This is a genomic window from Paraburkholderia sp. BL21I4N1 (assembly GCF_002973525.1).
In the GTDB taxonomy this organism is placed as follows: domain Bacteria; phylum Pseudomonadota; class Gammaproteobacteria; order Burkholderiales; family Burkholderiaceae; genus Paraburkholderia.
In genome coordinates, this window is sequence record NZ_PVEN01000011.1 from 238,016 (window position 1) to 255,601 (window position 17,586).

The 17,586-nt window shown below is 63.8% G+C and carries 16 protein-coding genes; 13 read left to right on the forward strand and 3 right to left on the reverse strand.

The window, feature by feature from the left end; all coding sequences use genetic code 11:
• The first annotated feature begins 260 nt into the window (after window positions 1-260).
• The 3 genes from gspD to gspF are packed head-to-tail and all read left to right on the forward strand — an operon-like array spanning window position 261 to window position 5,441.
• The gene (gene gspD / locus B0G83_RS25635) at window positions 261-2,672 is read left to right on the forward strand and encodes a type II secretion system secretin GspD (RefSeq protein WP_105510187.1); all 2,412 of its coding nucleotides are present in this window, start codon (window positions 261-263) and stop codon (window positions 2,670-2,672) included.
• Window positions 2,669-4,219 (forward strand): type II secretion system ATPase GspE, encoded by a 1,551-nt coding sequence (gspE, locus tag B0G83_RS25640; protein WP_105510188.1) that lies wholly within the window; start codon window positions 2,669-2,671, stop codon window positions 4,217-4,219. Before gspD ends, gspE begins: the two co-directional genes overlap by 4 nt.
• 4 nt (window positions 4,220-4,223) lie before the next feature.
• Entirely contained in the window at window positions 4,224-5,441 is a 1,218-nt protein-coding gene (gspF, locus tag B0G83_RS25645) for a type II secretion system inner membrane protein GspF (protein WP_105510189.1), read from the forward strand.
• A gap of 157 nt (window positions 5,442-5,598) precedes the next feature.
• Here gspF and B0G83_RS25650 read toward each other — a convergent pair whose 3' ends face one another.
• Window positions 5,599-6,012, reverse strand: coding sequence for a type II secretion system protein N (locus B0G83_RS25650; RefSeq protein WP_035562549.1), 414 nt, complete (start codon window positions 6,010-6,012; stop codon window positions 5,599-5,601).
• 182 nt (window positions 6,013-6,194) lie between these two features.
• Here B0G83_RS25650 and gspG point away from each other — a divergent pair, with 182 nt between their 5' ends.
• The 8 genes from gspG to B0G83_RS25690 all read left to right on the forward strand — a co-directional run bounded on the left by gspG (window position 6,195) and on the right by B0G83_RS25690 (window position 12,747).
• A complete protein-coding gene (gene gspG / locus B0G83_RS25655; protein ID WP_035554286.1) occupies window positions 6,195-6,659 on the forward strand; it encodes a type II secretion system major pseudopilin GspG in 465 nt (154 codons plus the stop codon).
• A 24-nt stretch (window positions 6,660-6,683) separates the two neighbouring features.
• The gene (locus B0G83_RS25660; protein ID WP_244146979.1) at window positions 6,684-7,163 is read left to right on the forward strand and encodes a GspH/FimT family pseudopilin; all 480 of its coding nucleotides are present in this window, start codon (window positions 6,684-6,686) and stop codon (window positions 7,161-7,163) included.
• Window position 7,164: 1 nt separating this feature from the next.
• Window positions 7,165-7,581, forward strand: a complete 417-nt coding sequence (gene gspI / locus B0G83_RS25665) for a type II secretion system minor pseudopilin GspI (protein ID WP_105510190.1) — start codon at window positions 7,165-7,167, stop codon at window positions 7,579-7,581.
• Window positions 7,559-8,236, forward strand: coding sequence for a type II secretion system protein J (locus B0G83_RS25670; RefSeq protein WP_105510191.1), 678 nt, complete (start codon window positions 7,559-7,561; stop codon window positions 8,234-8,236). The genes gspI and B0G83_RS25670 overlap by 23 nt, the downstream gene beginning before the upstream one ends.
• Before the next feature lie 694 nt (window positions 8,237-8,930).
• Window positions 8,931-10,004 (forward strand): type II secretion system minor pseudopilin GspK, encoded by a 1,074-nt coding sequence (gene gspK, locus B0G83_RS25675; protein ID WP_181157069.1) that lies wholly within the window; start codon window positions 8,931-8,933, stop codon window positions 10,002-10,004.
• A gap of 28 nt (window positions 10,005-10,032) precedes the next feature.
• Window positions 10,033-11,439, forward strand: coding sequence for a type II secretion system protein GspL (gene gspL / locus B0G83_RS25680; RefSeq protein WP_105510192.1), 1,407 nt, complete (start codon window positions 10,033-10,035; stop codon window positions 11,437-11,439).
• Window positions 11,436-11,939, forward strand: coding sequence for a type II secretion system protein M (locus B0G83_RS25685; protein WP_105510193.1), 504 nt, complete (start codon window positions 11,436-11,438; stop codon window positions 11,937-11,939). The genes gspL and B0G83_RS25685 overlap by 4 nt, the downstream gene beginning before the upstream one ends.
• Window positions 11,940-11,967: 28 nt before the next feature.
• Complete coding sequence (locus tag B0G83_RS25690; RefSeq protein WP_105510194.1) at window positions 11,968-12,747, forward strand: type II secretion system protein N; 780 nt, start codon at window positions 11,968-11,970, stop codon at window positions 12,745-12,747.
• Window positions 12,748-12,899: 152 nt separating this feature from the next.
• Here the strand turns inward: B0G83_RS25690 and B0G83_RS25695 are convergent, their stop codons facing one another.
• Window positions 12,900-14,471, reverse strand: a complete 1,572-nt coding sequence (locus B0G83_RS25695) for an efflux transporter outer membrane subunit (RefSeq protein ID WP_105510195.1) — start codon at window positions 14,469-14,471, stop codon at window positions 12,900-12,902.
• A 189-nt stretch (window positions 14,472-14,660) separates the two neighbouring features.
• Window positions 14,661-15,062 (reverse strand): hypothetical protein, encoded by a 402-nt coding sequence (locus B0G83_RS25700; RefSeq protein WP_105510196.1) that lies wholly within the window; start codon window positions 15,060-15,062, stop codon window positions 14,661-14,663.
• Between the two features lie 252 nt (window positions 15,063-15,314).
• Between B0G83_RS25700 and B0G83_RS25705 the strand changes: the two genes are divergently transcribed.
• Both B0G83_RS25705 and B0G83_RS25710 read left to right on the forward strand, forming a co-directional pair.
• The gene (locus B0G83_RS25705; protein WP_105510197.1) at window positions 15,315-15,857 is read left to right on the forward strand and encodes a MarR family winged helix-turn-helix transcriptional regulator; all 543 of its coding nucleotides are present in this window, start codon (window positions 15,315-15,317) and stop codon (window positions 15,855-15,857) included.
• 136 nt (window positions 15,858-15,993) lie between these two features.
• Window positions 15,994-17,556 (forward strand): DHA2 family efflux MFS transporter permease subunit, encoded by a 1,563-nt coding sequence (locus B0G83_RS25710; RefSeq protein WP_105510198.1) that lies wholly within the window; start codon window positions 15,994-15,996, stop codon window positions 17,554-17,556.
• The last annotated feature ends 30 nt before the right edge of the window (window positions 17,557-17,586 follow it).

Below are 17,586 nucleotides of genomic sequence, written 5' to 3' on the forward strand. Positions count from 1 at the left end.
TGAGCTTTCATTTGATTGACGGCAGCGAATGGGCTTTAGAGTATTCGCACGGCGCCGTTCGTTTTGTGACAAATCCGACATGAAAAACTGTTACTGTTCATTTTTTTCGGACATAGGGTGGCCGGCAAAGCGGACGAAGTCTGTTCGTGAGGCGGCCCGGCAGACCGATAGGGCGGCGGCCTGTTCCCATGTCCGCACGGCGTGACCGTCGGCAGTTTTGGCTGCCGGCATCGAAACCACATTCCATGAGAATAAATCGTATGGCATTGCGTCGCGTCGCAACGGCGCTGCTGGTGGCTGGCTTGATCACCGCGCAGACAGCACAGGCACAGGTGACACTGAACTTCGTGAACGCAGACATCGACCAGGTGGCCAAGGCGATTGGTGCGGCCACCGGTAAAACGATCATCGTCGACCCGCGTGTGAAGGGGCAGTTGAACCTGGTGTCGGAAAACGCAGTGCCTGAAGATCAGGCACTGAAGACCTTGCAATCCGCCTTGCGCATGCAGGGCTTCGCCCTGGTCCAGGACCATGGCGTACTGAAGGTCGTACCGGAGGCCGACGCCAAGCTGCAAGGCGTGCCGACCTACGTCGGCAATACGCCGGTCGCGCGTGGCGATCAGGTGGTCACGCAGGTGTTCGTGCTGAAGAACGAATCGGCCAACAATCTGCTGCCGGTGCTGCGTCCGCTGATCTCGCCGAATAACACCGTGGCCGCTTATCCGGCCAACAACACGATCGTCGTCACCGACTACGCCGACAACGTACGCCGCATCGCGCAGATCATCGCGGGGGTGGACACGGCGGCGGGCCAGTCGGTGTCGGTCGTGCCGCTCAAGAACGCGAACGCGATCGACATCGCGCAGCAATTGACCAAGATGCTCGACCCGGGCGCGATCGGCAGCACCGACGCCACGCTGAAGGTACAGATCACCGCCGACCCGCGCACCAACTCGCTGCTGATCCGCGCGTCGAACGGCGCGCGTCTCGCGGCGGCGAAGACGCTGGCGAAAGAGCTCGACGCGCCGACCTCGATGCCCGGCAACATCCACGTCGTGCCATTGCGCAATGCGGACGCGACCAAGCTCGCCAAGACGCTGCGCGGCATGCTCGGTAAAGGCGACACGGGCTCGTCGGCCAGTTCGAACGACGCCAACTCGTTCAACCAGAACGGCAGTGGCGGCGGTGGCGGAGGCTTCGGCAACAACTCGACGGGCAACTCCGGTACGCCGCCGTTGCCCTCGGGCGGACTCGGCGGCGGTGGCTCGCTGGGGTCGTCGTCGTTAGGCGGCGGTTCGGGTGGTGGCGGCTACGGTTCGAACGGCGGCGCCGGCTCGGCCGGCCTGCTCGGCGGCGACAAGGACAAAGGCGACGACAACCAGCCCGGCGGCATGATTCAGGCGGATGCCGCATCGAACTCGCTGATCATCACGGCGGCCGAACCGGTGTACCGCAACCTGCGAGCGGTAATCGACCAGCTCGATGCGCGTCGCGCGCAGGTCTATATCGAGGCGCTGATCGTCGAACTGAACTCGAACACGAACGCCAACCTCGGTATTCAGTGGCAGGTCGCGAACAGTTCGATCTATGCGGGCACCAACCTGACCACGGGCGGCACCGGTAACAGCATCGTCAATCTGACGGGCGCGGCCGCGTTGGCCGCGGCGACCGGCGGTGCCGGCGCCGCCGGGCTCGCCAGCGCGCTCGGAAACAGCAATACGGGGCTGCAGCAAGGGCTTAACGTGGGCTGGATTCGCAACATTTTCGGGGTGCAGGGCCTGGGCGCCCTCCTCCAGGCGTTGTCGCAAACCGCCGACGCAAACGTGTTGTCCACGCCTAACCTGATTACGCTCGACAACGAAGAAGCGAAGATCGTCGTCGGGACGAATGTGCCGATCCAGACGGGTTCCTATTCGAATCTGACGAGTTCGACCGCGAGCTCGGCGTTCAATACCTACGACCGCGTCGACGTCGGCCTGACGCTGCACGTCAAGCCGCAGATCACCGAAGGCGGCATTCTCAAGCTGCAGCTCTATACCGAAGATTCCGCGATCGTGAACGGCACGACCAATGTCACGACCAACCCGTCCGGCCCGGAATTCACCAAGCGTTCGATCCAGTCGACGGTGCTCGCCGATAACGGCGAGATCATCGTGCTGGGCGGCTTGATGCAGGACAACTACCAGGTCAGCAACAGCAAGGTGCCGCTGCTGGGCGACATTCCGTGGATCGGCCAGTTGTTCCGTTCGGAACAGAAGACGCGTAACAAGACCAACCTGATGGTGTTCCTGCGTCCGGTGATCATCAACGACAACGCCACGGCGCAGGCCGTGACGTCGAACCGTTACGACTACATCCAGGGCGTGCAGGGTGCGTACAAGCAGGACAACCGCGTGATCAAGGACAACGACGATCCGGTGATGCCGCCGATGCCGATCGGTCCGAGTCAGGGCGGTTCCGCGCTGAACCTGTTCGATCTCGACCAGATGCGTCGCCAGCAGATGACGCGTCCGCCGCTCAATTTGCCGCCGCCGGCCAACGGTGGCGCGGTGCAAACCAACCCGGTGCCGAGCAATAGCGGCGCGGTGCAGACCAACCCGGTGCCGTCGAACAACGGCGCGGTGCAAAGCAGCCCGACGCCGTCAACGGCAGCGCCTGGAGTGCAGCCGTGAGCACGCCGTCCACGCCGCCGTCAGCGTCGCGTGCTGCTGCGTCGGCTCAAGCGTCGGCGATGCCAACCGGCGCCGCCGTGGAACACGCCGAACGTAGCGCGCCCTCGCCGCTCGCCGCGCGTCTCGTGCCGTACGGCTTCGCGCGTAGCGGACAGATTCTGGTTGCGCATCAGCATCCCGACAGCCTCGAAGTCTGGATCAGCGAACGTACCAGCGAAGCCGCGCTCGCCGAAGTGACACGTAACTTCGGCGCGGTATCGGTCGTGCGTTTGTCGGCCGACGAGCTCGCGCAGGCGATCAACCAGGCGTATGCGCGCCAGGACGGCAGCGCGGCGCAAGTGGTGGGTGAAGTGGAAGGCGAAGTCGATCTGTCGCGCCTGATGCAGGACATTCCCGAGGTCGAGGATCTGCTCGAATCGGAAGACGACGCGCCTATCATCCGCATGATCAACGCGCTGCTCACGCAAGCGGCGCGCGAACAGGCGTCGGATATTCACATCGAGCCGTTCGAGACTTCGTCGGTCGTGCGTTTTCGGGTGGACGGCACGCTGCGCGACGTCGTGCGGCCGAAGAAAGCATTGCACGGCGCGCTGATCTCGCGGATCAAGATCATGGCGCAACTCGACATCGCCGAAAAGCGTCTGCCGCAAGATGGCCGGATCACGCTGCGTGTGGGCGGACGTCCGGTCGACGTGCGGGTGTCGACCTTGCCGACGGGGCACGGCGAACGCGCGGTGCTGCGTCTGCTGGAAAAAGATGCGTCGCGCCTGAACCTCGAAGCGCTCGGCATGGGGCGCGACACGCTGGTCAAATTCGACAAGCTGATCGGCAAGCCGCACGGCATCGTGCTGGTGACCGGCCCGACCGGTTCGGGTAAGACGACCACGCTGTATGCGGCGATGTCCCGGCTCGAAACGGCGACCACCAACATCATGACGGTCGAAGACCCGATCGAATACGACCTGTCCGGCATCGGCCAGACGCAGGTCAACGAACGGATCGGTATGACCTTTGCACGGGCGTTGCGCTCGATTCTGCGGCAGGATCCGGACGTCATCATGATCGGTGAAATCCGCGATCTCGAAACCGCGCAGATCGCGGTGCAGGCCTCGCTGACGGGCCACCTGGTGCTCGCGACCTTGCACACGAACGACGCGGCGTCGGCGGTCACGCGGTTGACCGACATGGGCGTGGAACCGTACCTGCTGGCGTCGTCGCTGCTCGGCGTGCTGGCGCAGCGGCTGGTGCGGCGCCTGTGTCCGGTGTGCCGCGAAGAGCGCACAGAAGAAGACGGCAGCGTGCGCTGGCATCCGGTGGGTTGCGACAAGTGCGGGCAGTCCGGTTATGCGGGACGGCGCGGCGTGTACGAACTGCTGCTGATCGACGACGATATCCGCTCGCTGGTTCACCGCAACGCCGCCGATTCGGAAATTCTCACGGCAGGCCGCGCGCAAGGTATGCGCACGCTGCGCGAGGACGCGGACCGTTGGCTCGAATCGGGGCTGACATCACTCGAAGAAGTGATCCGCGTAACGGGCGGAGCGTAAGCGCATGCCGGCATTTCGTTTCGAAGCGATCGACGCGGCGGGCAAGGCGCAAAAAGGCGTGCTCGACGCGGACAGTGCGCGCGGCGCGCGGACCAATCTGCGTTCGCAGGGACTGACGCCGCTCGTCGTCGAACCGGCGGCGTCGCGCACGCGCGGCGAACGCAATCAGCGGCTGTCGCTCGGGCGCCGATTGTCGCAGCGCGAACAGGCCATCCTGACGCGGCAACTCGCGAGTCTGCTGATTGCGGGGCTGCCGCTCGACGAAGCGCTCTCCGTGCTGACCGAGCAATCGGAGCGCGACTACATTCGCGAGCTGATGGCGTCGATTCGCGCGGAAGTGCTCGGCGGGCATTCGCTCGCCAATGCGCTGACGCAGCATCCGAAAGATTTTCCCGAGATTTATCGCGCGCTGGTCGCGGCGGGTGAACACACCGGCAAGCTTGGTCTCGTGCTGTCGCGGCTCGCCGACTACATCGAGCAACGTAACGCGCTCAAGCAGAAGATCGTACTCGCGTTCACGTATCCGACCATCGTCACGATTATCGCGTTCGGCATCGTCACGTTTCTGTTGAGCTACGTGGTGCCGCAGGTGGTGAACGTGTTCGCCAGCACCAAACAGCAACTGCCGATTCTCACCATCATGATGATGGCGTTGTCCGGTTTCGTCCGGCACTGGTGGTGGGCGATGCTGATCGGCGTGTTCGTGCTCGCGTATCTGGTGCGCTCGGTGCTCAGACAGCCCGGCCCGCGTCTCGCGTTCGACCGCTGGCTGCTGACCGCGCCGCTGCTCGGCAAACTCGTGCGCGGTTATAACACCGTGCGCTTTGCCAGCACGCTAGGCATTCTGACCGCGGCGGGCGTGCCGATTCTGCGCGCGCTGCAGGCCGCCGCCGAAACGCTCAGCAACAATGCGATGCGCGAGAACATCGACGATGCGATCGTGCGAGTGCGCGAAGGCACGTCGTTGTCGCGCGCGCTCGGTAATACGAAGACGTTTCCGCCGGTGCTGGTTCACCTGATCCGCTCGGGCGAAGCGACCGGCGACGTGACGACCATGCTCGATCGCGCGGCCGACGGCGAAGCGCGCGAACTGGAGCGTCGCACGATGTTCCTGACAAGCCTGCTGGAGCCGTTGCTGATTCTGGCGATGGGGGGCGTGGTGCTGGTGATCGTGCTGGCGGTGATGCTGCCGATCATCGAGTTGAACAACCTGGTGCAGTAAGGCTGGGAGAGCCTGGATTGCGCAGCGACGGAGACTGCGTGACCGGGCTCGCGGAAGCGCTCGGTATTTGCGGCCACCGTTGCGGCGGCCGCGCGATTCGCTGAGACATCGACTGAAACATCAGCTGAAGCGAAGCGGTGATTTGATGCGTTTCGCTTCAGCGCACGTAGATCGTGGGGCCTGCGGGGTTGGCCGGCAGAAATACTTCGGAATGCGCGCCATTGCGGTTGATGATGATGGAGCGGGCGCGGACTTCGCCGAGTGTGGCGCCTTGCATCAGCGTGCTACCGAGCGACACCGCATGCGGCGGTTCGCCGCCGACGCTGACAATGGCCGCCGCGCCTTCCGTTAAAGCGAGGATGCCGAACAGATGCACGTCTTGATTGGCGTTGCGCGTGAGCTGTCCGCCGAACAGCGTGGCGGCCTGGTCGGTCGAGACCTGCGCATGCGCGGCGGCAGCGGGCAACGGCGCACCGGACAACGTGCTGAGCGTGATGACCCAGTAGGTCACCGTCGCGCAAAACACGGCGAACAGTGCGAGCGACAGAAGGCGGATTTGGATAGCGTTCATGCGCATCATTGTACGGACTATTGTGAAAATTGCGTTGGTTGAAAGCGTCTCGGTGTTTTCTCACAACCCTTCAACTGCGTAACATTAAAATGACCGGCCGGGCGTGTTCAATGGTTGCCTGATTGCAGACACCCGGATCCCGCCCCGTCAAAAAAATTCCACCTGATAAGAGGTAGCAAGCTATGCAACTGTCGACCACTCGCCGCACTGAAATCGCGGGTTCGCGCAGCCGTCGTCAACGTGGATTCACGCTGATTGAAATCATGGTCGTGATCGCGATTCTGGGCATTCTCGCGGCATTGATCGTACCCAAGATCATGAGTCGTCCGGATGAAGCGCGGCGTGTTGCCGCGAAGCAGGACATCGGCACCGTGATGCAGGCCATGAAGCTTTACCGTCTTGACAACGGCCGTTATCCGACGCAGGAGCAAGGTCTGCGCGCGCTGATCGAAAAGCCGAGCACGGACCCGGTGCCGAACAACTGGAAGGACGGTGGTTATCTCGAACGTCTGCCGAACGATCCGTGGGGCAATGCCTATCAGTATCTGAATCCGGGCGTGCATGGCGAGATCGACGTGTTCAGCTACGGCGCGGACGGCAAGCCGGGCGGCGAAGGCAATGATGCCGACGTCGGGTCGTGGCAGTAATCGGTCGGCGTAGAGAAGATTTTCATGCGAGGTCCACTGCCGAACGGCCGCCGCCGCACCGCGGGTTTTACGCTGCTGGAAATGCTGGTGGTGCTGGTGATCGCGGGTTTGCTGGTGTCGTTGACCGCGCTGACGATCACGCGCAATCCGCGCACCGATCTGAACGAGGAAGCGCAGCGTCTCGCGCTGCTGTTCGAGTCGGCCGGCGACGAAGCGCAGGTGCGCGCGCGGCCGGTTGCATGGCAGCCGGTGGACGGCGGTTTCCGTTTCGATCTGCGTACCGAAGACGGCTGGCGTCCGCTGCGCGACGATCTGCTCGGACCGCGCCGCTGGGAAGGTGGCGTGACGGGTGTGGCGATCAACTATCCGGGTTCGGATACGCAACCGAGCCGGGTGGTGTTCGGCACCGAGGCGATCGACGTGCCGGTGCAGATCACGCTGTTTTCGGCGGCGGGGCGCGCGACGATCGTCGGCACCGGCAATGGCCGCTACGAGGTGCACTGAGATGCGTCGTTGCAGGAGCAGGATGGCTCAAGAGAAGTTCGACCGCGCGCAACGCGGTTTTACGATGATCGAGGTGCTGGTGGCGCTGGCGATCATCGCGGTGGCACTGGCGGCGTCGTTGCGCGCCGTGGGTAGTCTGGCGACCGGCGAGGCCGATTTGCACAAGCGTTTGCTGGCCGGCTGGAGCGCGGACAACACGTTGGCGCAATTGCATCTGACGCATGGCTGGCCGAATGTCGGGTCGACGAGTTTCGATTGTTCGCAGGGTAATTTGCAGTTGATCTGTACTGAGCGTGTGACGGCGACGCCGAACCCGGTGTTTCGCCGGGTGGAAGTGATGGTGACGACGCCGGGCGGTAGCGGCAATCTGGCGCAGATGGTGACGGTGGTCGCGAATGAAACCAACCGTTCGCTCTGAGCGCCGCCGCCGATCGGGCGGGCGTGGATTCACGCTGATCGAGCTGATGGTCGCGATTGCGATTCTGGCGGTGATTGCCGTGCTGTCGTGGCGCGGGCTCGACCAGATCATTCGTGGCCGGCAGACCATTACCAACGCGATGGAAGACGAGCGCGTGTTTGCGCAGTTATTCGATCAGATGCGGATCGACGTGCGTCAGGCGGCGTCGGACGACGAAGCCGGTCAGGCGGCGGTATCCGTGTCGGGTAACGTGTTGCAGGTGGTGCGGCAGATCATGTTGCCGGGCACGGCGCCGCGTTTGCAGGTGGTGCGGTATCGGATTTCCAATGGTCGGGTGATTCGGTATGCGTCGCCGCCGTTGGGGAATGCCGGAGATTTGCGGCGCGCATTGCGCGGTGGTGAAGGCGACGGGTGGAGTGCGGTGCCGTTGATGGGTGGGGTTGGCGCGATCAATGCGCGGTTGTATGTGCCTAAGGTTGGCTGGACTACCCAGATGGGCGACGTGCAGAGCGCGATTACCGAGGCGGATAACAATCTGAAGGTTCCCCAGTTGGGGAGTGCGCCGCTGCCGCGGTCGGTTACGGGGCTTGAGGTCAGTATTGGGGCGACTTCGCTGGCGCGGCCAGTGACGCGCGTTTTTCTCGTCGGAGAATGACATGAGGTTCTCTTTTTTGTCTTCGCGACGCTTTTCGGTTTTTCGTTCTTCTTCTGGACGGGTTTTTTGGTTTTGTCGGTGTTCTGGCTGTGTTGGCCTTTCCTTGTTTTCACGGTGGTCTATTGGCGTTCCCCCTGTGCGGGGGGGCACCTACTTTTCTTTGCCTGCCGCAAAGAAAAGTAGGCAAAAGAAAGCGGCTCAAACCGCTAACCATGAAGCGGGGCCCTTGCACAGCCACGGTAGTGGCTCATCTGGAATCCGTGCCCTCGCACATTTGGCGTCAGTGACAAAGCCGTCATTCGCTCCGGCGCCGCTGCGCGCGCCGACCGCCAGCTCCGAAAACCAGCGGGGTGCTTTCGCTCCACGCCAAGGCGAAGCCGACGGCCCCCCTAACCCTAACGCGCAAACAAACCCGCGGGTTTTCGGGGGCGACCGTTCCGACGAGCACGCAGTGCAAGACGGGATGAATGACGGCTTTGTCGCAAGCGCGGAGTGCGCGGTAACACGGATTCCAGATGCACCACTGCCGGTGGTGGACCACGAAACCCACTTAAGAGTTAGCGGTGTGAGCCGCTTTCTTTTGCCTACTTTTCTTTGCGGCAGGCAAAGAAAAGTAGGTGCCCCCCCGCACAGGGGGAACGCCAATAGACCACCGCGAAAACAAGGAAAGGCCAACAACAGCAACAGCACCGGCTTGACCAGAAAAAACCACCAAACCGGCGTGGCGATAATCAGCGCGCTGCTAGTCGTCGCGCTATCAGCGATTCTGGTCTCCGGCATGCTCTGGCGCCAACAAGTCCAAATCCGGCGGATCGAGAACCAGCGCCTGCTGTCCCAGGCCCAATGGGTCTCGCGAGGCGCGCTGGACTGGACGCGCTTGATCTTGCGCTCAGAAGGCGACACTTCAGCGGGCATAACGTACCTCGGGGGCCTATGGGGCGTCCCCATTGCCAAAACCCGCCTATCGGATTTCCTGGGCCAGATCGGCGAAGCCCGCGCCGCCCAAGGCGCCGAAACCTATCTATCCGGCTCGATAGAAGACGCCCAATCCAGGTTCAACCTTCGAAACCTGGTTTCAAGCCCAGCCCCAGGCGTCATGCAACTGAACGTGGAGGAAATCGCCTCCTACCAGCGGCTCCTGGTCTCACTAGGCATTAGCGGCCAACTGGCCAAAGCAACCGCCCTGCAAGTCCGCGCCAGCCTGGGCCAATCGGCGACCCGCTTCCAGACGATCACGTCGACCAACGGCACGGCACCGACCCCAACACCCCAAGGCGGTGCCACCGGCGGCACGTTCACCGACAAACCCGGCATGGAAGACAGCAACGACAACTCGGCGCAAGCGCCGCTGCAATTATCCAGCGTCGACTCGCTGCTCGACGTCCCCGGCTACACGGCGGAAAACGTCGCGCGCCTGCGCCCGTTCGTCACCGTGCTGCCGACCGTCTCGGCCGTCAACATGAACACGGCCTCCGCCGAAGTGATCGCGGCCGTCGTGCCGGGCATGAGCCTCTCGTCCGCGCAAGCATTCGTCGCGCGTCGACAGACCGTGTTTTTCCATAACGTCAGCGACGTGCAGCTCGCGCTGCAAGGCGCCGGTGCACAGCAGGTCTCGATCGACCCGAATCAGCTCGACGTCAACACCAGTTATTTCCTGATCCACGGCCGCGTGCAGCACGAACGCGCGGAAGTCGATCGCACCACCCTCGTATATCGCGATCCATTGACTCACACTACGCGTATCGTGCGAGTACAAGACCAACTATGAATAACGCCTTTCCCAGAGAGAGTGGCCTTTGAGCACGCTGATCGTCCTACTCCCGCCGCGTGATCCGGCGGTGCCATCGCAGGAATGGCAACTGCCGGAGCTGCCGTTCGTGCTGCTCGACAAGTCAGGCCGCACCCAGCGCGCCGGACGCTCGTCGCTCGCGCTGCTGCCGCGCGCGTCGTCGACGGTGCTGATGGTCGCCGCCCGCGATCTGCTGATGATGCCGACCACGCTGCCGCCGCTACGCGGTCCGAAGCTGCGTCAGGCGTTGCCGAATATCGTCGAGGATCAACTGATCCAGGATCCGCAAACCTGTCATATCGCCGTCGACCCGAAACCGCTCGCGGGCAGTAAGCAGATGCTCGCGATCATCGACCGTGGCTGGTTCCGCTTTATCTGCGAAGCTTTCTCGACCGCCGGACACCGCAGCCTGCGCGCCGTGCCGGTCACGCGCTGCCTGCCGCAAGCCGTCTCGTCCGACGTGCCCGCCGAAGTCGCCGAGCTGGTCAGCGCGGGCGAGCCCGGCGTAGGCGGCGCCCAGGTGGCCACGTCGCTGCCGGGTGTGGCGCCCGTGGTCGCGCCCGGCGTGGCCTCGGTCATGCCAATGGTGGCCACCGTGCTCGGCGCCGTGGTCCAGACCGCACCCGCGCTGCTGCTCGAAAGCGTGGTGGACAGCGGCGTGCCGCGCGTCGAACTGGCCATTGCTCGTGGCGTGCAAGGCGAAGGGCTGGCGGTGCCGGCCACCGCCGTCAACGCGACACTCGCCGCGCTCGCGGGTGCGGCACCCGTCTCGCTGTACATGCTGACCGAACTGCCGGGCAATGAGCCTAGCCTTGCCGCCAGGAGCCCGGCGCGGCTGGCCGCGCACATCCACGGCGCGAGTCCGTTGCCGTTCGAGCAACTGGCGCGGCGCGCGCTGGAATGCCGCTTCGACCTGTGCCAGTTCGAGTTCGCGTCGCAGCCGTGGCGGCTCGATCGCGCGACGTTGCGACGTCTGCGCCTGCCGCTGCTGCTCGCGGTCGGCGCGCTGGTGGTGGCGATCGTCGGCATGAACGTGCAGTGGCTGATGCTTGCGCATCAACGCGACGCGATCAACACGCAGATGACGGAGCTGCTGCTCAACACCTTCCCGAAAACGACCGTCGTGCTCGACGCGCCCGACCAGATGTCGCGCCAGTTGCAGCAACTGCGCGTGGCGGCGGGTGAGCTGTCGCCGGACGACTTCCTGTCGCTCGCCGACGGCCTCGCTCGCTCGCTGGCGCCGGTGCCGGTCAACGGCATTGCTGCGCTCGATTATCACGACCGCCGCCTCGACGTAACCTTCAAACCCGAGGTGAAGCTCGATCCGGACTTCGCCAAGCGCCTCGCGCGCAACGGCCTGACCGGCGAGATCGACAGCAACACCGGTAAGTGGACCATCAGGAACGGACAATGAAAGCTGAACTCGCTCAAACATGGGCCGGATTCTGGGACCAGCGCTCCGAGCGCGAAAAAACCATCCTGGCGTGGGGCAGCGGTGTCCTCGCGGTGGTGATCGCGTGGTCGGTGCTGTGGGCGCCGGCGCAGGAGGGCCGCGCGCATCTGAAGGAGTCGCTGCCGAGTCTGCAACGGCAACTCGCGTCGATGACCGCGCAGTCGAACGAAGCGCGTCAGCTGTCGGCGGCCGCGCAAGGCGTCGCGCCGACCGGCGCCGCGTTGAAGGACGCGCTCGCCGCATCGCTCACCGATCACGGTCTCGCCGCGACGCAGGTGCAGGTGGTCGGCAATGCCGTGCAGATCCAGATGAAGAACGCGTCGTTTCCGGCGTGGACGAACTGGGTCGACGACGCGCGCAAGCAGTTCAAGGTGCAGGTCGCCGAAGCGCATGTGACCGCGTTGAAGGACGACGGCCAGGTGGATCTGACGGCCTCGTTGCAGCCGTCCACGGCGAAATGATCGCAGCGTCGTCACAGGATTTTCTCGCATGACTTACTGGATGCGGCGCCTACGCGTCGCGCTACCCTGGTTGCTGGTCGCGGTGCTGTCGGCCGCGGTCGTAATGCTCACGTTGTTGCCAGCGGCCTGGATTACTCCGCAGTTCGCCAGACAGACCGGCGGTCACGTTAATCTCGTCAACCCGGCGGGCTCGCTGTGGCACGGTTCGGCCACGCTGATGCTGGCCGCCGGCGCCGACACGAGCGCGGCGACGCTGCTGCCCGGACGGATCGAATGGCAGACGGCGTTCTGGCCGCTCTTCACCGGTCGCGTGCGCATGACCATGCGGCACAGCGAAGCAATGCCGGTGCCGATCACGGTCGACGCCACCTTGCGCACCGCGACAGTGACGCCCGGCACGATCGCCGTGCCAGCTTCGTTGCTGAGCGGCTTGGGCGCGCCGTTCAATACGCTCGATTTGCAGGGCGACGTGCAGCTCTCGTGGTCGGACTGGCGGCGCTTCAATCACGAAGCGTTCGGTCAGATGACCATCCTGCTGACCGATGCCAGTTCGCGCGTTTCGCTGGTCAGGCCGCTGGGATCGTACCGGGTGGTGTTTCAGGCGCAGGGGGCGTCGTCGACGCTCGATCTGACCACCATCAAAGGGCCGTTGATGCTATCGGGGAACGGCACGGTGTCGGCGGTATCGACGGAGTTTCATGGCACGGCGAGCGCCGCGCCGGAAGCGCGCGATAACCTCGCGGGACTGCTGAATCTGCTGGGACGGCCGAGCGGCCCGGATACGGTGGCGCTGACGTTTGCGCATTAATTGGCATGGCGGACGGCTATACGGCTAACGGGCCGGTGGGCGCTTAGCGAACGCGCCTTGTTCTAGCCCCCTGACCCGCTGTATTTCTCGCGCCGAAAAAAGCCTGGCCGCATTTCGCGGCCAGGCTTTTTTGCTTCATTCAACGTTTGCGCTTACTTGTTCTGCGACGCCTGAATCTCCGGAGGCGTCGGCCCGCTCTGCGCAATCGGCACGGCCGACGCCGCCGGCGCCGGCGCCGCGACATCGCCCGTTTCGCGGTTCATCTGATCGATGTCCCAGCCGCCGCCCAGCGCCTTCACCAGACCGACCGACGACACCATTCGCTGTCCGGCGATGGTTTCGAGCTTCTGCTCCGCCGTGAACGCGGTGGTTTGCGCGGTCAGCACGTTGACGTAGCCGACCGTGCCCGCCTTGTACTCGTTGGTGACGATGGCGAGTGCCTGACGCGCCGAATCCACCGCTTGCCGCTGCACGGCAATTTCCTGTTCGAGGATGCGTTGTGACGCGAGATTGTCTTCGACATCCTGGAACGCGGCGAGCACCGTTTGACGGTAGGTCGCGACGTCCTGGTCGTAGGCCGCGCGCGCGGCGTCGGTCTTCGCCTGACGCAAACCGGCGTCGAACAGCGTCGCCGCGAGTTGCGGACCGACCGTCCAGAAACGTGACGGCATGGTCAGCAATTGCGAGAACACCGAATTCTCGTAGCCGCCCGTGGCCGACAGCGTCAAGGTCGGGAAGAACGCGGCGATCGCGACGCCGATCTGTTCGTTCGCCGCCGCGGCCTTGCGTTCCGCCGACGCAATGTCCGGCCGCCGTTCGAGCAGCGCCGAGGGCATCTGCGCGGGCACGGCGGGCGGCGTGGCAGTGAGTGGCGACGCCGGAATCGCGAAGGTCGAAGCCGGTTCGCCGACCAGCACGGCGATTGCATGTTCGTCTTGAGCGCGCTGCACGCCGTTGTCGATCGCGGCGGCCTGCGCCGATTGCAATTGCGTTTGCGCCTGAATCACGTCGGAGCGCGCCGCGACGCCGGCAGCGTACTGATTCTGCGTGAGCTGCAGCGAGCGCTGATAGGCCGCGACGGTATCGTCGAGCAGCTTCTGGCTGGAGTCGAGCGCGCGCAGCGAGAAGTACGTTTGCGCAAGCGTGGCCTGGGCGGATAACCGCGCGTTCGCGAGGTCGGCCGCGGCGCCTTGCTGACCGGCTTTCTGCGAATTCACCGAGCGCGCCACCGAGCCCCACAGATCCGGCTCCCAGCTCGCCTGCAATTGCACATTGAAGCTATTGTTGACGCCGGAGCGGCTCGTTGCCGTCGTCGAATTGCCGCTCGACGACGAACCGTTGCCGGAACGCGTCGCGCCCGCCGATGCACCGAGGGTCGGGAAATACGCCGCCTTCGCCTCGCCGACCAAGGCGCGCGCCTGCCGGTAAGCGGCGGCGTATTGGGCGACGGTCTGGTTCGCGACGTTCAGCTTGTCTTCGAGGGCGTTGAGTTGCGGGTCCTGATAAATCGTCCACCAGGCGCCACGATCCTGCTGATCGGCGGGTTCCGCGACTTTCCAGCCGGGTGCCGCTTCCTTATACGAAGCGGGGATTTCCGCCGCCGGCCGCTTGTAGTCGGGGCCGACCGCGCAAGCGGCCAGCAGGCTGGCGAGGGCAGCGGCTACCGCGATAGTCAGGGCGCGAGGCGCATAGGTCCGCGCGCGCGAGATTCGATCAGACTGCATGCAATGGATTCCTTCAGGACGCCGTGGCGCCGGCAACGGCGGCACCACTGGCCGGGCGAGATCATGGTCTGCCGGAATGTTAGCGTATGAGCCCGCCTGAACGCGGGAAACTGAAAGGGTAATGCGGGGAAGAGCGCAGGTGTGTTACCGAGGGTGCCGCAATGGTTACGTGCCGTTACTGGCCGCGCGTCAAACGCGCGATTCCGTCGACTTCGTTTGACGGGCCTGTTTGCCGGCGGCCGCGCGACATGGTGCTTCGCCACGCGCCAGACACGGACCGGCGGCCGCCACCACCAGATGTCCCGGCTGAAGCGCGGAGCCCGGCGCTGCGGCGGAATGCCCGGCATGAGCAACACTCGCCGAGGCGGCCGGCGCGCCAAGCAGCTTCACCGCGGCCAGCTTGCCGCCCTTACGCGCCCGCCGATGCTCGACCCATGCCAATACCGCCACGCCCACCGACCCGCCGGGCAGCACGAACAGCACCGCGAATAGCGCCAGTTTCCACCAGCGGTGCGGGCCTTGAAAGCTGTTCAGCGCGGAATCGGTCAGGGAGCGGCTCAAGCCGCCAAGCGTGTTTTTGAGGTACAGCATGAGGGAAATCCTTTTTTGCACGACGCATTTGCGGCGTGCAGACAATCGGTCAGAACATGGTCTCGGGTGGCGCGGATAGCGCGTAACTCGTTGCCTATAATAATATTGACTATGCAATTAAATTTCAAGATACTTTGCTCCGGACGAAACCGTACCGTTGTTTTTTGACGGTTTGCCCTACGCGAAATCAGATTTGACTTGTCTGCTTAGGCAGCTAAAATTCGGTCTGTTCGACGATGTCCCGAAAATACGATGACTGAAGGTCCCTACAAGGCAGACGAGATTCACCTCGAATCGAGTCTTGGCTATTTCCTGTCGAAAGCGCGGAATGTGCTGGTCGAGCGGACCGACCGTGCCGTCAAGCCGCTGGGGCTGACCGCGCAGCAGATCGGCGTGGTCCTGATGTTGTCGTCGGGGCGGGCGAATACGCCGTTCGAGTTGTCGCGCGCCATGTCTTACGACAGCGGATCGATGACGCGTTTGCTCGATCGTCTTGAAAAGAAAGGCTTTATTGTGCGCACGCGCAGCGATGCGGACCGCCGCATGGTGAAGCTGGAGTTGACGCCGCAAGGCCACGAAGCCGCGCGGCAGTTGCCGGGACTCGGCGCGCAAGTGCTGAACGAACAGTTGCACGGTTTTTCCGCCGCCGACCTGGCCACGCTGATCGACCTGCTCGCGCGTTTCATCGCGAACGGTATCGGCGAGGGCGCCAGCGCGGGCTGCGGGTTGGGCGCGCACGATGAATTGCAGCAGGCATCACCCGAAGAATCGTCGCCGGAGTGCGGCGAAGCCTAACCACGCGGCGCCTTTCGAGGGCGCCGATGTAAGAGGATATCTGTCTGGGCAGAGAGTGATCCGGCATACAAGCACACCGGTCGATGGGTGCGATAAAGCTGCCGCGACAAGCTTTCCCAGCTGAGGAGAAGAACCTATGAGCGCCACAGCTCCCGCTGCCGCCCTACCCGCCGCCGAACCCGCGCAACTCGCGGGTGGCACGCTGGCCCTGCTTACCGTCGGCCTTGCGCTTGGCACCTTCATGGAAGTGCTCGACACGTCGATTGCGAACGTCGCGGTGCCGACCATTTCGGGCAGCCTTGGCGTGGCGACCAGCCAGGGCACCTGGGTGATCTCGTCGTATTCGGTTGCTTCGGCGATCGCGGTGCCGCTGACCGGCTGGCTTGCGCGTCGCGTGGGCGAAGTGCGGCTTTTCACACTGTCGGTGCTGCTCTTCACGATTGCCTCGGCGCTCTGCGGCTTCGCGCACAACTTCGAGTCGCTGATCGCGTTCCGGCTGCTGCAAGGGCTCGTGTCCGGGCCAATGGTGCCGCTCTCGCAGACCATTCTGATGCGCTCGTATCCACCGGAGAAGCGCGGCCTCGCGCTCGGCTTATGGGCGATGACGGTGATCTGTGCGCCGATCTTCGGCCCCGTGATGGGCGGCTATATCACCGACAACTACACGTGGCCGTGGATCTTCTACATCAACGTGCCGATCGGTTTGTTCTCGGCGGTGTGCGCCTTCCTGCTGTTGCGTGGCCGCGAGACGAAGACCACCAAACAGCGCATCGACGCGGTCGGCCTCGCGTTACTGGTGATCGGCGTGTCGTGCCTGCAGATGGTGCTCGACCTCGGCAAGGACCGTGACTGGTTCAACTCCACCTTCATCGTGACACTGGCGATCATCGCGGTGGTGTCGCTCGCGTTCATGCTGGTGTGGGAGACGACGGAGAAAGAGCCGGTCGTCGATCTCTCGCTGTTCAAGGATCGCAATTTCGCACTTGGCGTGGTGATCATTTCGTTCGGCTTCATGGCCTTCTTCGGCTCGGTCGTCATTTTCCCGCTGTGGCTGCAGACGGTGATGGGCTACACCGCCGGGCTCGCCGGACTCGCCACCGCGCCCGTCGGTTTGCTCGCGCTGTTTTTGTCGCCGATGATAGGCCGGAACATGCACCGTCTGAATCTGCGCGTGGTGGCGAGTTTCGCGTTCATTGTGTTTGCGTTCGTCTCGATCTGGAACTCGACCTTCACGCTCGATGTCCCGTTCAATCACGTGATCTGGCCGCGCATTGTGCAAGGCATCGGCGTGGCGTGCTTCTTTGTGCCGATGACGACCATCACGCTCTCGAGCGTCTCGGACGAGCGGCTGGCGAGCGCGTCTGGTCTGTCGAACTTTTTCCGCACATTGTCGGGCGCGATCGGCACGGCGATCAGTACGACGTACTGGGAAAACGACATGATTCGCCATCACGCGATGCTGACCGATTCAGTCAACGTCTATTCGGACAATACGAATGCGTATACGAATGCGTTGGCCGGCATCGGTTTGTCGGGCGACAGCCTCACCGCGCAGCTGAATCAGGTAGTGACCGCGCAGGCCTACATGATGGCCACGAATGATTTCTTCCGGATTTCCTGCGCGGCGTTTCTCGCGCTGGCGGTGCTGGTCTGGTTCACCAGGCCACGCAAGGGCGCTGGGCCTTCGCTGGGTCATTGAACCCGGCCTTCGCGTTAAAACGAAGACGCG

Bases quoted from the DNA above. Each gene is read 5' to 3' on its own strand.
- gspD (WP_105510187.1), top strand. From the start codon at position 261: ATGGCATTGCGTCGCGTCGCAACGGCGCTGCTGGTGGCTGGCTTGATC.
- gspF (WP_105510189.1), top strand. From the start codon at position 4,224: ATGCCGGCATTTCGTTTCGAAGCGATCGACGCGGCGGGCAAGGCGCAA.
- B0G83_RS25650 (WP_035562549.1), bottom strand. From the start codon at position 6,012: ATGAACGCTATCCAAATCCGCCTTCTGTCGCTCGCACTGTTCGCCGTG.
- gspG (WP_035554286.1), top strand. From the start codon at position 6,195: ATGCAACTGTCGACCACTCGCCGCACTGAAATCGCGGGTTCGCGCAGC.
- B0G83_RS25660 (WP_244146979.1), top strand. From the start codon at position 6,684: ATGCGAGGTCCACTGCCGAACGGCCGCCGCCGCACCGCGGGTTTTACG.
- gspI (WP_105510190.1), top strand. From the start codon at position 7,165: ATGCGTCGTTGCAGGAGCAGGATGGCTCAAGAGAAGTTCGACCGCGCG.
- B0G83_RS25670 (WP_105510191.1), top strand. From the start codon at position 7,559: ATGAAACCAACCGTTCGCTCTGAGCGCCGCCGCCGATCGGGCGGGCGT.
- B0G83_RS25685 (WP_105510193.1), top strand. From the start codon at position 11,436: ATGAAAGCTGAACTCGCTCAAACATGGGCCGGATTCTGGGACCAGCGC.
- B0G83_RS25690 (WP_105510194.1), top strand. From the start codon at position 11,968: ATGACTTACTGGATGCGGCGCCTACGCGTCGCGCTACCCTGGTTGCTG.
- B0G83_RS25695 (WP_105510195.1), bottom strand. From the start codon at position 14,471: ATGCAGTCTGATCGAATCTCGCGCGCGCGGACCTATGCGCCTCGCGCC.
- B0G83_RS25700 (WP_105510196.1), bottom strand. From the start codon at position 15,062: ATGCTGTACCTCAAAAACACGCTTGGCGGCTTGAGCCGCTCCCTGACC.
- B0G83_RS25705 (WP_105510197.1), top strand. From the start codon at position 15,315: ATGACTGAAGGTCCCTACAAGGCAGACGAGATTCACCTCGAATCGAGT.
- B0G83_RS25710 (WP_105510198.1), top strand. From the start codon at position 15,994: ATGAGCGCCACAGCTCCCGCTGCCGCCCTACCCGCCGCCGAACCCGCG.